We start from the raw sequence: 13,211 nt of genomic DNA, 5'->3' as shown, positions 1-13,211 counted from the left end.
TTAAAGGCCGTTTCGCTGACAATGTAATTAAATAAAGGATTTATTGGTCCTTCGGCGGAATGAAAAAAGCATAGCGATTATTTCTTAATTTTGTACATTGTTCGCATCGGTCACGAATTTTTACTAATTCCTTCGGGGCAAATACGTGGTTAAAAACCCCGCAAACTTTAAGTCTGCTAAACCTAATCTATGGATTTAAAGTCCGTGGTTTATTTTGAATTTGACGCTTTTGGATACAGTATGAATTCTATTTGCTTAGCAACGTCTCCATCACTATCCTTGCCAATAGTGAATTGGAAATAATCACTATCAGAAGTCATTTTCAAATAATCCAATTGAGTTTGATCTAAAGCTGCGCTGTAATTTCCCGGACGTAATCCAAGAAAACTAAAATGACCATCGGATTTTGAAAGCAAAGAGGTGACAAATATATTGTTGTCATCATAAATATTTATTTTAATGCCTCCAAGCTCGTATAAATCACCATTTATTTTCAGGGAAACTTCTCCTGTAGCTTCTTGTAAATCCATTCTCAACTCATTATAAAAAGGAACTATAAAAGCTTTTTTAAATCCGAGCTCCTGAAGATCTCTTTTTATTTTTCTTATTTCTTCAAGAGTATTGGCTTCTCCCCAAGTGTATTTGTACCAACCTTCGTGTTCATACATTTCAATTCCTTTTAAAGCTTTAAACGAGGAATTTAGAAAATATTTCCTATGTTTCGAAGCCATTATCTGAACCTTGAAAACCAAACCTTTTTGGGAAGTTATTTTGTTGCTGGTAGCTGTTTCACCTGGCTGTTGGTTTTTATTGTTTTTTGCTTCCAAAATAAATTTCAATTTAGCCTTAACATTATCATTGGCAATACTGAATTTTTGAACCAGTACTGTTGGTATTATTTGTGCTTTTTCCAATTGTTCACTGTCTAATTTGGCGGTGTAATCTCCCGGCTTTAAGCCCAGAACGGTGAAAGTTCCATCAGCTTCTGAAAGGGTAGCAGTGATTATAGTATTGTTGGAGTCATAGATAAGTACTTTTATACCAGCAATCCCATCTAAATTTTTAGCTTTGAAAAACACTACTCCACTAATTTTACCGGAGTTTATTCGTTCATCATTATAAAAAGGCACTACAAAAGCGTTAGAAAACCCCTGATAACGTAGCTTGTTTTTAATCTCGTATGCTTCCGCTATCGATTTACTGGTACCCGTTGTGTATTTATACATTCCCTTATGTTTATACTCTTTAACCCCTTTCAAACCTTTGAAAACTAGATCAGTTAACGCCACTTTCTTTTTTGAAGCCAAAAGTTGGTTTTTGAAAATTAATCCTTCTTCGGGACTGTTTCCTGACAGGTCTTCAGCACTTGCATCGTTAATGGAAGTAGTGGTGGAAAGATCTAATTGTAATTTTTGAAAAGCAGCTTCTAACAAATCAGTTGCATTTTTTTTGTTGATCACATCGGCTTCTTGTATGCTTGTCCTCTTATTGTTATAAAAAGGTACCACAAAAGTCCCGTAGAACCCTTGGGAACGCAGTTTGTTTTTAATCTTGTTCGCTTTTGCTAATGATTTATTGATACCGATCGTGTATTTATACCATTTTTTGTGCAGATACTCTTTAACGCCTTTCAACCCTTTAAAAATCGGATCAGTTACTGCCAATTTCTTTTTGGAAGCCAAAATCTGGGTCTTGAAGATTAATCCATCTTCTGCACTGTTTCCATAGAATTCTTGCTTACTTTCAGTGGTAATGGGAGTGTATGGAATGGAAATCACAGGTTGTAATTCTTGAGAAATTGTTACTAACGGAACAATCGCTTTCTTTTTAATAATTGTTTTGGATTCTCGGGTGCTTATTCTTTTATTGTCATTAAAAGGCACTACAAATGCACCAGAGAATCCCTGGGAACGCAACTTGTTTTTATCCTTCTTCGCTTCTTTCATCGATTTATTTGTGCCCATAGTATATTTGTACAATCCGTTATGCAGGTATTCTTTAACTTCCTTCAAACCTTTGAAAAACGAATCAGATAAGGCCACTTTCTTTTTTGAAGCTAGAAGTTGGGTCTTGAAAATTAATCCATCTTCGGGACTGCTTTCATCTTCTTCTGCTGTATTTGAATCGGTAACGGATGTATTAGATTCTGAAATTGCGTGTTCTGATTTTGGAGAAGTGGCTGCGAACTGAATAGCGGCATTCTTTTTTTCTATTGCTTTGGCTTCTTGGCTACTGATCCTTTTGTGGTCATAAAAACATACGACAAAAGCATCATGATAGCCTTCTGAACGCAACTTATTTTTAATTTTGTTGGCTTCAGTGCGAGAGTTACTAGAGCCCCAATTATATTTATAATCGCCAGAATGTTCATATTCAACTATGTCTTTTTTGTTTTTGAACCAAGGATGGTTTAACGGAAGTTGTTTTTTGGATGACAGCAGTTGCACGCTATAAACGACTTCTTCGCTATGCTCTAATGGATCAGTTGTTATTTCAGAAATGGCAACAACGGCTGTTTTACCTGCATTATTCAATGGAATCGTTTCAGTATCCGATTTTTCAATTTTTCCTTTATGCAGTACAAATTCAAGATTGTCCACAAGGTCTCCATCCACTCCGTTGTCAATTTCAAAAGCTGCGATAGCGGGTTGGGCCTTCATCTCTAATTTTTGTAATTGCAGCGAATCTATTTTTGCGGAATACTTTCCTGATTTTAAACCCAGAAAACTAAAATACCCGTCGGGTTCCGAAAGAATGATGGTGGTAAGAACATTATCCGTATCATAAATATTGATTTTTAAACCTCCGGTTCCAATGTGTTTTCCATTTTCATTTCTGTTCACCGTTCCGCCTACTTCTCCCACTACAACAACAGGGATTTCAATTGTTTTTAATTGATTGGGGTTTAGCGTAATATTTAATTTTTTGTTGATTACCCGCCACGCAATGTTGTTGATCCTGTCAGTGTTGAGTTCGACATGATTTTTTATGTAGGGTTCTAATCCGGTAATTATAGTGGTGCCGTCTTTGGAGTTAATCTGTTTGCCGCCACCATTCAATATAATCTGTATGCCTATTACGAGAGTTTCATTCGGCTCTCGTTTTCCATTGTTGTTGGTATCTAAAAAAGGTATGAATTTCATGCTTGCCCTTCCTACATTGATTTTATTGTTAAAATCGATAAAATCTGCTTTGGGCTCATAAATAAGGCTGCCGTTGGCCGACTGAGAAAATGAAGCTTGATTTTTGGCAAAACTGCTTAAAAAACCAACACTTTTAGTCTGTAAATCATATCGGAAACCTATTTGCAGGTAACTGCTGTTGGTCTTAAAATTCTGATCAAAAGAAGCCTGAACAAAGCCTTTTTTGAAAACTTGTTTTTTTACTTCGGCTCTTAATGAAGTGATGCCGTCCCCATCGTATTCGTATCGAGCCTGAGGGATTAAAACAAAGCCTTTTGGGAGCCGGACTGAAGAGGACAGGTTGCTGAATATTAACGGTTTGCCGGTGGGGGTGAAAAAGGAATTGGTGGTGAAATTAAAATTCAAACCATAGGCCGTTCCGGACAATAAAAGCTCGGAAGTGATGAACTTAGTGGTATTGAATAAATTCTGCTGGACGGACAATCGGGAATTACCCGAAAAATGAGCCGTTCGTATCGGGAAGGACAGCGTTGCCTTGCGCATTTCGGAATAATTGAAACGCACGGCCTGCTGGGTTTTGTCATATTTGGCATAATCCATCTCCAACCGCAGATTATTTGCGGCCGTATAGTTCAGTTTCCCATTGTACATTAGGTTCGGATAATAGCCTCCCGAAATAAAAAATTGAGGTGCCACCCGAATCGATGAATTTACAAAAGTGATGATTTTATGGTTTGCTAAAGATGAAACGTATTCCACGCCGCCTCCTATCGTGATGCGTTCAGAAAGTCCATAGTTTACTTTAGCATTCGTAAAAAGACTGTTCCTGCCATCTTCAATTAATCCAAAACTTGCATTGTATTCCAGTTCTTTTTTGGGAAGAAATTGAAACGGAATCACAAATTGTTTACCACTAACCTGTTCTTCTCCCCATGGGCCATAATAGCGCAGCGAAATTTCGGTGCGACCATAAATCAGCGGTACATTAAAAGTAAAAAAACCGTTAGCATCCGCTTTTACGTAATCGACTAAAACATTGTTGATATACAGTTCCACCATCCAGTCGGGCTGGGTGTGATCGCTTAAGGCGTAGGTGCCGAAAGATTTTCTGATTTGAGTAGGTGCATTAGTGATTTGCCCACCGGTAATCGGATACAAAATAGTGGCCGTTGATGACGCACCTATTTTTCCCAGAGTGATCTGGCTGATGTTTTTATTGTTGTCGTTGACATACCGCCAACGGTAATATTGGTTTTTTATTGAAAAAGGCTGGTTGCTGCTAAAGTTCAGTGCGCTGGTAAGTTCTCCACCAGCAAGCATGCCTCCCAAATTTAAAAGCAGTCTCTCCGAATGAGCGCCATTAGTCTGTTGGATAGTATTCACGGCATAGTCAGCTGTTCCAAAATGAAACAGGAGTTTGTCCCTGACAATGGTGGTATCGGCGGTAAATTCGTTTTTGATTTTATTGATATTAGCGCGCAGTTGTGCGGTGCGTGCTGCTTTGATGGCAGGAAGTTCCAGTTTTGAGGACATCGAAACAGACAAATTTCTAAAGCTAAAGTTATTTTCGAGTTCAAAAACCGTAGTAAAATAGGACGCTTTCAAAAACAAATTGGTAGTGGTGCGGATTAAATCGCCATGTTTCAGCGGAATTACTCGTCCTTGATAAGTTATTTGGCCGACAGTTTCATCAATTTTGAAAGTGTTGTTGGGTTGGATAAAAAAACCTTCTATGATGCTGAAAGCAGTATTAGTAGTGTTTTTGATTTGTAAAAAAGCAAAAACATCGGGAACCGAAAGATACACTTGTTCGCCACAGATTATCGAAGGCAGCTCAGTACTACCGATGTATTTCACCTGAAGCGATACCAGTACTTCATCGCAGTCGCGTTCTTGCGCGCTGGCAGGAGAATACACACTTGCCAATAGGATAATGAATAGATATAAAAGGGCGCCGGACTTTTGCGTAAGAAGTCCAATGAAAGAAGTCCACTGGCTAAGCGGAAACTGTTTTTTTTGGATAAACTTATCCATTATAAGGATTAACAAGCCATACACTGTCTTTAACAAGACAGGCAGCAGAAGTTAAAGAGTCTATTCCTAGAACAGCTTTTGGGGGCAGTAAAATAAATAAACGTGCCATTAAGGAATACATCAGTGCTGTATTTTAGGGTGTTATAAACGTAGGGTCGCCTCAGCATATTTCTTGCCTTTGTCTTGAGCGGAATAGATGACCTGAAGCTGGCCTTTAGTATAATCTGTCTTTTGGACCGTACTCAATTTCATTTTGGTTCGGCGTAGAATTCCCGGGGTGTACACGGCAAAACCTTTTACGCTGGCTGCGCTGGTGGTAATTCCTGCAGCAGAAATATGGTTGACCTGTATGTCGCCATAACAAGACCTGTTGCCGTTGCGGTTAAAATCCAGAGACAGAGTGATGCCGTCTTCAGATCGTTCCACTACCAAATTAGAAAGTGTCACCGCTGTGGTAGATTCTCCTATGGTAATGACATTGGCAATCGAAATTCCAAAAACAGGGGTTATACTGATGCTCAGGCCTTCCGGTTTATGGGCGGGATCTTCTTTCTCTAAAACCTTGTTTTTAGGCACGGCACGGAAATAAAGATGGGAACGGTATTCCCCTTGTTGCAGTTCATCAGTTTTGATGAGCTGTATTTTTACGGTTTGCGATTCATTAGGAGCAAGCGTAACCATGCGGGGGTAAAACCGCAAATAAGGAGAGGCAAAATGCTGGTCTGTTTCGGGCTCTTCAATAGCAATAAATTTTCCGTCCTGATCCATTTTTATCTCGCTGTACGACAGTTTATAAGTGGCGGTATCTTTCCCAACATTGGACAGGTTAATATTTTGTGTCCTGTTTTGAATTCCTTCAAAAACGATGCGTTTTGGAAAAATCATCAAATCCCCTTGCGCCATTAAGGGACCTGCAAAGGGTAAAAACAACAGTAACAGCAGTATAATTTTCTCTTTCATGGCAAGTCATTCATTTTATTAGCTTTCAATATTAGTATTGAAAGCAAAGTTTAAAGAGGTAAAAATAAGGATACAAAACGCCCTTTTCATACGACTAATTATAGTTTACAGTCACTTCAAAACCGGCAGCATTGGTATAGGAACCTGCGGTTTGAGAACCTGAAACATTTAGCGTTGCGCCAACAAGAATGGTTTCTGTACCGCCTGATAAAGTACCGGTAAAAGAAGGAGTACTGGTAAAAGCAGTAACAACCATAGTTGCAGGACCAACTCCAGATTCATAGAGCGTGAAATAAGCAGGTAAAGTGATTGCATAGGTATAACGAGGCTCACCAGTTACTGTAAATTGAGCCACACTAACCGTTCCGATAAAGGAGGGCAGGATTAATCCGCCGGATGCAGTTCTTGATCCTGAAGGAGACAATACAACTGTACCACCAGATGAAGCCGCTATAGTACCAAAATTCATGTCTGTGTTTTTCGAAATGGAGATGGGAACCTGCGCCATTAAAGAACCTGTAAAGGGTAAAAAAAACAGTAACAGCAGTAAAATTTTCTCTTTCATGGGAGTCCTTGTTTCATTGATTCCGCTTTGGGTTTTACCAGGGACAGCAACAGTAAAAAACGATAAAAAAAGGGCACTCTAAAATTAGAAGCACCCTTTATTTTAGTAGTATTAGTTATAATTTACTGTCACAGCAAAACCTGTAGTGTTTTCGTACAAACCAGCAACTTGTGAAGCTCCAACGTTAAGTGTTGCCCCAACGTACACAATTTGTGAACCCGCTGTTAAAGTACCGGTTGTAGAAGGTGTGCTGGTAAAAGTACTAACAGTCATGGTTGCAGTTCCAACTCCAGCTTCATCAAGTGTGAGACCAGTCGAAGGCAACGTAATCGCATACGTGTATACACCCTCTCCTCCTACAGTAAATTTAGCTGCAGTAGGCGTTCCTGTCGCTGTTGTTGGTAAAGTAACACCACCAGAAGCAGTTCTTGCTGGGGTAGCTGAAGCATTCATAAGCACAGTCCCTGCAGTACTTGAAACTGCCACGTTTCCAAAATTCATATCCACATTTTTAGTAATCGTAATTGGAGCCACAATAGTAGCCGTTGTAGGAGCGTTTGCAGTTACTTGTGCTGAAGCAGTTGCTGAAAAGGCAATCGATAAGGTTACGATTGCAATAATTGAGTTAATTTTTTTCATAGTAGAAAAGGATTTGGGGGTTAAATATTGTACAAATGTAAAGGCAACCTTTTTAAATATAAAACAAGAAGTAATAACTGCAACGTAACTGGAATAAGTGGTAACTGCATTAATTTATTGAAAACATAGATATAAGCATGGAAGGATTTACTAAATTGTATTTTAATAGATATAAGGCTTTAAATTTGAATTATTCGTTATAAAATTGTCAACTAAATCAGTGTATTGAGGAAAGAACAAGAATTATTTTAACGCTAAGGAAACGGTGACAGCATCAGTTAAGCGTCATTATTCGAAAGAATTGAAAAAGAGTAAAAGTGGCACCCTAATGTTTTGGATTGACAACAGACAGGATTTAAGAGCTTAAGAAATAATGGCACTTTGTTTACTGCTTATCCAGTCTGAGTATATCAGGTATCTAACTCCGTGCTAAAGAAGAAATATAGATGGAGTTAAAGGAATATTTTTACAGTATGGTACTGAATCTGTAATTATGGGTTTGTACCTATAGCGACCTGATCGGTCAGGAACAGCAGATTTCCATCCAATGCTTTGATTAACTGCATAGGATATTTCCGTGCGTTATAAACCCCATATAAAACTTCATTTAGGGCATACGCTTTATTTTCTCCGAAAGTGACCACTACGATCTCACTGGCTTTATTAATTATAGGCGCCGTCAGGGTAATGCGATACATATTCTCAGACTCCAGATATTAGGCTGCTACCTGTTTGTCGATTTCTTGAAGAACGTCTTCACCAGGGAATAGTAAAGCTGTATGGCCATCATCATCCATTCCTAATAAAATAAGGTCTAATTGTCCATCCGCTCCAATAATATTTTTAATGGATTGTTCATATTTTTGTACATAATCTTCAGGTGTGATGCCGTCTTTATACATTCTTTATACATTGGAAATATATTACCCTTTGGAGGAAAAACCGGTTAAATTGAACACCACTTTCCAGTGTAAATTGACCACCTAATTTCGGGGTAAATTGATTATTAAAAACTACTGACTTTTTCATGTTGTTAGAACCATACATTCGTTAAAAAATACGGATTATGGCAAACAAAATAACAGACATGAGTAAAATTAGAAAAGTAATTAAATTCTATTTTGATGGAAAAAGTAAGTTACTTATAAGTAGCTACTTATCCCTTTCCAGGAATACGGTAAAGAAGTATATTTCTTTATTTGAAGTTCTCGGATTAAGCTTTGAATTAATTGATAAAAAAACAGATGCTGAACTAGAACTTTTGTTTTCACAGACTACTTGGAATCCATTAGTCCCAAATTGCAGGCACTCCATAATTTTTTTCCTAAAATGGAACGTGAACTAAAAAAAGTTGGCGTTACCATACAACATAAGTGGCAACAATATATTGCCATAAATCTGATGGTTACAGGAGTTCGCAATTTACTCATCATTACAAAGTATGGAGTAAACGCGTCAATCCAGTAATGCATATGAATCACAAAGTCGGTGATAAAATGTATGTGGATTATGCCGGAAAAACACTCTCTATTATTGATAACCACACTGGAGAAATCAAAGAAGTACAATTTTTTGTGGCCATATTTGGAGCCAGTCAATACACGTATTCCGAAGCCTTCATGAGCCAGAAAAAGGAAGATTTTGTCACTTCGGTAAAAAATGCCATGCATTTTTTTGAATGCAATCCTGAGGTAATTGTCTCGGATAATTTAAAATCCGCAGTAATAAAAAGCAGTCGTTTTGAGCCGACAATTAATGAAACCATGGCCGATTTAGCGGAACATTATGAAACTATAATCTTGCCAACCAGGGCTTATAAACCAAGAGATAAGTCATTATTTGAAGGAGCTGTTAAGATATTGTACAGAAGGATTTATGTAAACTTAAAAAAAAACAAATTCTTTAGCCTTGAAGAATTAAACTAGCAGATATGGGATTTATTAGGTGCTCATAATAGCCGAAAACTCACTGGACGTCCGTACTCTCGAAAAGAATTATTTTTAGAGGATGAGAAACAGAAACTGCGTCCACTACCACAAGAACGCTATGAAATCAAATACCAATCCGTTGCAACGGTAATGCAAAACGGGCATGTTCAATTAAGTCTGGACAAAAATTACTACAGTGTTCCGCATCAATATGTAAAGATAAAAGCGAAACTCTTGTATACCAAATCAACCGAGATCTATTATAAATACAATCGAAAACAGAAACCATCCTGAACAGGCTTATAAAAGTTGTTTAGGAATACTAAACTTCGAAAAAAAGGTTGGTAAGCAGCTATTAATAAATGCCTGTAAACGGGCACTTGATTTTAGAATTTACAATTTTAAGACCATACAGAATATTTTAGAAAACAACTTAGAGCATATTGATTTTGAGCAAGAACCCGAGCAGGAACTCCCTAGTCACGTAAACATCAGAGGAAAACAATATTATAACTAAATTAAATCTTGAAAACATGAATGACCCGAGCGTAAGCGAACAGGCGAAGCAATCCGCAGTAACAAAAATGAAACAAATGAAGCTTTATGGCATTTATAATGCTTTTAAAAAAGCCATTGAAAGCGGAAAACTGACCATTACACACTTGATCAGTTTGTATCGATGATTATTGATGCGGAATGGGATGAAAGACACAATCGTCGTATTCAGCGCAGTATAACCAATGCCTGATTCCATTACAAGTCAAATATTGAAAGTATCAATTTTAACCAAACCTGTAATCTAGATCGCAACATGGTGCTGAGTCTGGCAGAATGTGAATTTGTAAAAAAAAAACATCTTAATCAAAGGAATTGCTGGTGTAGGCAAAAGCTATTTAGGCACTGCAACGGGTTATCAAGCCTGCACACATGGTTTTAAAGTGAGCTATTTTAATACTTCGAAGTTGTTTGCTAAATTAAAAATGGCCAAAGTAGATGGTTCTTACCCGCGAAAACTTGCCAAAATTGAAAGGCAAGACGTCATTATACTAGACGATTTTGGACTCCAAGCATTAGATAGTCACAATCGAATTACCCTTTTAGAGATCATTGAAGACAGACATAATAAAGGTTATATACTTGTGATATCACAAATCCCAGTACAAGGTTGGTATGATATAATTGGCGAAAAAACTATAGCTGATGCAATTTTGGACAGGCTTATACATCAGTCCCACCGACTCGAATTACATGGAGAATCTATGAAAAAGAAAAGAGGGATAAATAAAGGGTAATATTTTAATTATATTTGAATACTAATTAACAGATGAAAAAGAGTAGTTCTTAATAAAAAATGGAGGTGGTCATTTTGAATTGGAATTAGGTGGTCACTTTAAATTGGAATTGGGTGGTCAATATCACTGAAATTTGCTGCAATACATTGAAATTTGGTACAACAGAAAAAGGAGACATTCTGCTTTGAATTATGAAACTAATGAAGAATTTAACAATCAAATTAATTACAAAAATGTAAATTAATTTATACTGCAGGTTTTATTTTCATATCCAGTTTATTCTATTTACTCTAAAAAGGAAAAAACAGAAAAAAGTTAACAATCATCCATACATATAAAAACCCTCTGTAATATACCTAAGGAATAAAAAAAGTTTCATTTACTGTAAGATAGTTTAGTATTTAAACTTTTTAACTTCTGAAATAGTTAAATACAAAATATATTCATATTTATCTGCCAAAATCATCTTGCAGACGAACGATATCATCTTCATCAGAAGGATTTTCAGGATCAGTGTGCTGCCAAATTTCAGCCACTATTCCCCATGAATCTAATCCTACTAGTCGATGACGTTCTCCTTTATCCATTTGTCTAAAAGTACCTGGTTGCAGTTCCTGAATTTCACCTTCTTCATTAGTGAGACTAGTTTTCACGCAAACAACTCCTGAAAGTATCTTCCATATTTCTGCTCTGCGATGGTGAAATTGCCACGACAACCGTTTAGTTGGAGCCACCACAAGAATCTTCGGACTTAACTTATTTGTAATTCTAATCGAATCCATTGCTAAATGAGGGAAAAATTTAGCCGCAAAAGCAGCGGCTTGACTTTCGTCAATTACAAAAAATCCTCCCCAAGGACGGGTTTCATCTTGTTTTATAACGGTAAAATTTTCTTGTTTCAAAGCTGCTGCAATTTGTTCAAAAACAGCACTTTTTTCTAAAGTATTAGGTATGTTAAGATTCATTTGTATTGTTTTAAAAAAGTAAAAAATATTCGATTGATGTTTTTTTGCCAATGCTAGTTTCTGTAAATAATAAAATCGTTTAGTTTTAATTTCGGGTTTCCCATTAGGATTTTTGCTCCTTTTGGAATACTAATTTTCTTTGCTGTGCCAAAATTTAGTACCACAGTTATTTTATCACCTTCAAAAGATCGGGTAAACAAAATTTGATTGTCGTTGTATTCCAATCTATCGTAGGTTCCATATTGTAACACTTTTTCATTATTTCTTAAGGCAATCAGTTTTTTGTAACCGTTAAGAATTGAATTTTCTTTATTCATTAAATGCTGAACATTGACTCTCTTATAATTCGAATTGAATTTAATCCAAGTTTTCTCTGTTGAAAAGCCGGCAAAAGCATTTCCATTCCACTGCATCGGACTTCTAGATTTATCACGATTGTGTTCATTCCCCTCCATAAGAGCCTCATCTGGACTTTTACCTTTGGCCAAAGCCAATTGATAATGAGTTCTTCCCTGAATATCTACCATTTCATCCAAGTTGTTGGAAATAATATTATGCATCCCGATTTCTTCGCCATAATAAACAAAAGGAACACCTTTGGCGGTAAGCATCAAAGTTGCTAAAGCCAAAGCTCTTTCTGGATTCCCATCAGCTAATCTGTCAATCATTCGAGGCATGTCATGGCTTCCAAAAAATAGAGTTGGATAATTGCTCATGTTTTTTTCCATGCTTTGCAACTCCTCAAAACTACGCTGTGAAGAAAATGTTTTAATGCTTCCAAAGTTGAAATTAAAAACTACATCCAATAAATCCTGCGATTGGTATTGTTTTAAAACTTCAATTTTGTCGCTTCCTATTTCGCCAACAATGAAACGACTCTCATATTCGCTGACGGTGGATTTTATTATTCGCATCGCCTTTTTCACGCCAGCCTGATCAATATCGTTGATATGCTGTTGCTGACCATCTTTAATTGGATTATCAGCTGTAATTCCGTCGGTTGATAAAAAATTAATCACATCCAATCGAAATCCATCGACGCCAGCATCCAACCAAAAACGAAGTATTTTTTGAACCTCAGCGACCACTTTTGGATTGGACCAGTTGAGATCCGCCATTTTTTTATCAAACTTGTGATAATAATATTGATTAGTCGTCGTGTCTTTTTCCCAAGCTATACCACCAAAAAAAGATTCCCAATTGTTAGGTTTATCTTTCCATATATAATAATCACGATACGGATTGTCAAGTGATTTCTTTGATTCCTGAAACCATTTACTTTCCGTAGAAGTATGATTCAGAACCATATCCATAATTACTTTGATTCCTCTTTTATGGGCTTCGCTCAAAAATTCATCAAAATCTGCTTTACTTCCGTAAGTGGGATCCACTTCGTAATAATTAGCAATATCATAGCCATTATCTACTTTAGGAGAAGTCAGAAATGGAGTAAGCCAAATCCCTTTTATACCTAAATCTTTCAAATAATCCAACTTACTGGTCATGCCTTTAAAATCTCCGTATCCATCTCTATTACTATCTGCATAACTGGGCATGTAGATTTGATAAAATACTGATTCTTTCCACCATTTTTGGGAGTTCTTATCGTCTTGTGCTTTCACAGAACTACTATTAAACATAAAAAAGGAAAGTAAAGTAATGATTACTAAGTTAGATTTCATCTC

Annotated in this window: 11 protein-coding genes and 1 pseudogene; 5 read left to right on the top strand and 7 right to left on the bottom strand. The window is 36.8% G+C overall.

Features of this window, described 5'->3' with window-relative positions; all coding sequences use genetic code 11:
* Nucleotides 1-209 precede the first annotated feature (209 nt).
* The 5 genes and pseudogenes from Q1W72_RS16250 to Q1W72_RS16230 form a co-directional block, all read right to left on the bottom strand.
* Complete coding sequence (locus tag Q1W72_RS16250) at nucleotides 210-5,177, bottom strand: carboxypeptidase-like regulatory domain-containing protein (RefSeq protein WP_302136456.1); 4,968 nt, start codon at nucleotides 5,175-5,177, stop codon at nucleotides 210-212.
* 141 nt (nucleotides 5,178-5,318) lie between these two features.
* Complete coding sequence (locus tag Q1W72_RS16245) at nucleotides 5,319-6,137, bottom strand: molecular chaperone (RefSeq protein WP_302136454.1); 819 nt, start codon at nucleotides 6,135-6,137, stop codon at nucleotides 5,319-5,321.
* A gap of 94 nt (nucleotides 6,138-6,231) precedes the next feature.
* Nucleotides 6,232-6,702 (bottom strand): DUF4402 domain-containing protein, encoded by a 471-nt coding sequence (locus Q1W72_RS16240; RefSeq protein WP_302136452.1) that lies wholly within the window; start codon nucleotides 6,700-6,702, stop codon nucleotides 6,232-6,234.
* Between the two features lie 111 nt (nucleotides 6,703-6,813).
* Entirely contained in the window at nucleotides 6,814-7,341 is a 528-nt protein-coding gene (locus Q1W72_RS16235) for a DUF4402 domain-containing protein (protein ID WP_302136450.1), read from the bottom strand.
* A 491-nt stretch (nucleotides 7,342-7,832) separates the two neighbouring features.
* Nucleotides 7,833-8,243 (bottom strand): annotated as a pseudogene (locus Q1W72_RS16230) (6-phosphogluconolactonase).
* A gap of 164 nt (nucleotides 8,244-8,407) precedes the next feature.
* On the opposite strand from Q1W72_RS16230, the gene Q1W72_RS16225 reads away from it, so the two are divergent.
* The 5 genes from Q1W72_RS16225 (at nucleotide 8,408) to Q1W72_RS16205 (ending at nucleotide 10,561) form a co-directional block, all read left to right on the top strand.
* The gene (locus Q1W72_RS16225) at nucleotides 8,408-8,686 is read left to right on the top strand and encodes a hypothetical protein (protein WP_302136448.1); all 279 of its coding nucleotides are present in this window, start codon (nucleotides 8,408-8,410) and stop codon (nucleotides 8,684-8,686) included.
* Nucleotides 8,671-8,808 (top strand): hypothetical protein, encoded by a 138-nt coding sequence (locus tag Q1W72_RS16220; RefSeq protein WP_302136446.1) that lies wholly within the window; start codon nucleotides 8,671-8,673, stop codon nucleotides 8,806-8,808. The genes Q1W72_RS16225 and Q1W72_RS16220 overlap by 16 nt, the downstream gene beginning before the upstream one ends.
* A gap of 5 nt (nucleotides 8,809-8,813) precedes the next feature.
* The gene (locus Q1W72_RS16215; RefSeq protein WP_302136444.1) at nucleotides 8,814-9,266 is read left to right on the top strand and encodes a hypothetical protein; all 453 of its coding nucleotides are present in this window, start codon (nucleotides 8,814-8,816) and stop codon (nucleotides 9,264-9,266) included.
* Between the two features lie 536 nt (nucleotides 9,267-9,802).
* Nucleotides 9,803-9,952 carry a hypothetical protein gene (locus tag Q1W72_RS16210; RefSeq protein ID WP_302136442.1) on the top strand — a complete coding sequence of 50 codons (150 nt, stop codon included), beginning with the start codon at nucleotides 9,803-9,805 and terminating at the stop codon, nucleotides 9,950-9,952.
* A 171-nt stretch (nucleotides 9,953-10,123) separates the two neighbouring features.
* Nucleotides 10,124-10,561, top strand: coding sequence for an ATP-binding protein (locus Q1W72_RS16205; protein ID WP_367881686.1), 438 nt, complete (start codon nucleotides 10,124-10,126; stop codon nucleotides 10,559-10,561).
* Nucleotides 10,562-11,010: 449 nt separating this feature from the next.
* On the opposite strand, the gene Q1W72_RS16200 is transcribed toward Q1W72_RS16205, so the two are convergent.
* Both Q1W72_RS16200 and Q1W72_RS16195 read right to left on the bottom strand, forming a co-directional pair.
* Complete coding sequence (locus Q1W72_RS16200) at nucleotides 11,011-11,526, bottom strand: phosphoheptose isomerase (protein WP_302136439.1); 516 nt, start codon at nucleotides 11,524-11,526, stop codon at nucleotides 11,011-11,013.
* Nucleotides 11,527-11,579: 53 nt separating this feature from the next.
* Nucleotides 11,580-13,208 carry an alpha-glucosidase gene (locus Q1W72_RS16195; protein WP_302136437.1) on the bottom strand — a complete coding sequence of 543 codons (1,629 nt, stop codon included), beginning with the start codon at nucleotides 13,206-13,208 and terminating at the stop codon, nucleotides 11,580-11,582.
* Between the last annotated feature and the right edge of the window lie 3 nt (nucleotides 13,209-13,211).

The sequence above is a fragment of the Flavobacterium sp. ZE23DGlu08 genome, assembly GCF_030505335.1.
In the GTDB taxonomy this organism is placed as follows: Bacteria; Bacteroidota; Bacteroidia; order Flavobacteriales; family Flavobacteriaceae; genus Flavobacterium; species Flavobacterium algoritolerans.
This window is presented reverse-complemented; position numbering and strand designations above follow the sequence as displayed.

Excerpts from the sequence above, each read along its gene's own strand:
- Q1W72_RS16250 (WP_302136456.1), bottom strand. The coding sequence starts at position 5,177 with ATGGATAAGTTTATCCAAAAAAAACAGTTTCCGCTTAGCCAGTGGACT.
- Q1W72_RS16245 (WP_302136454.1), bottom strand. The coding sequence starts at position 6,137 with ATGAAAGAGAAAATTATACTGCTGTTACTGTTGTTTTTACCCTTTGCA.
- Q1W72_RS16240 (WP_302136452.1), bottom strand. The coding sequence starts at position 6,702 with ATGAAAGAGAAAATTTTACTGCTGTTACTGTTTTTTTTACCCTTTACA.
- Q1W72_RS16235 (WP_302136450.1), bottom strand. The coding sequence starts at position 7,341 with ATGAAAAAAATTAACTCAATTATTGCAATCGTAACCTTATCGATTGCC.
- Q1W72_RS16225 (WP_302136448.1), top strand. The coding sequence starts at position 8,408 with ATGGCAAACAAAATAACAGACATGAGTAAAATTAGAAAAGTAATTAAA.
- Q1W72_RS16220 (WP_302136446.1), top strand. The coding sequence starts at position 8,671 with ATGGAACGTGAACTAAAAAAAGTTGGCGTTACCATACAACATAAGTGG.
- Q1W72_RS16215 (WP_302136444.1), top strand. The coding sequence starts at position 8,814 with ATGAATCACAAAGTCGGTGATAAAATGTATGTGGATTATGCCGGAAAA.
- Q1W72_RS16210 (WP_302136442.1), top strand. The coding sequence starts at position 9,803 with ATGAATGACCCGAGCGTAAGCGAACAGGCGAAGCAATCCGCAGTAACA.
- Q1W72_RS16200 (WP_302136439.1), bottom strand. The coding sequence starts at position 11,526 with ATGAATCTTAACATACCTAATACTTTAGAAAAAAGTGCTGTTTTTGAA.
- Q1W72_RS16195 (WP_302136437.1), bottom strand. The coding sequence starts at position 13,208 with ATGAAATCTAACTTAGTAATCATTACTTTACTTTCCTTTTTTATGTTT.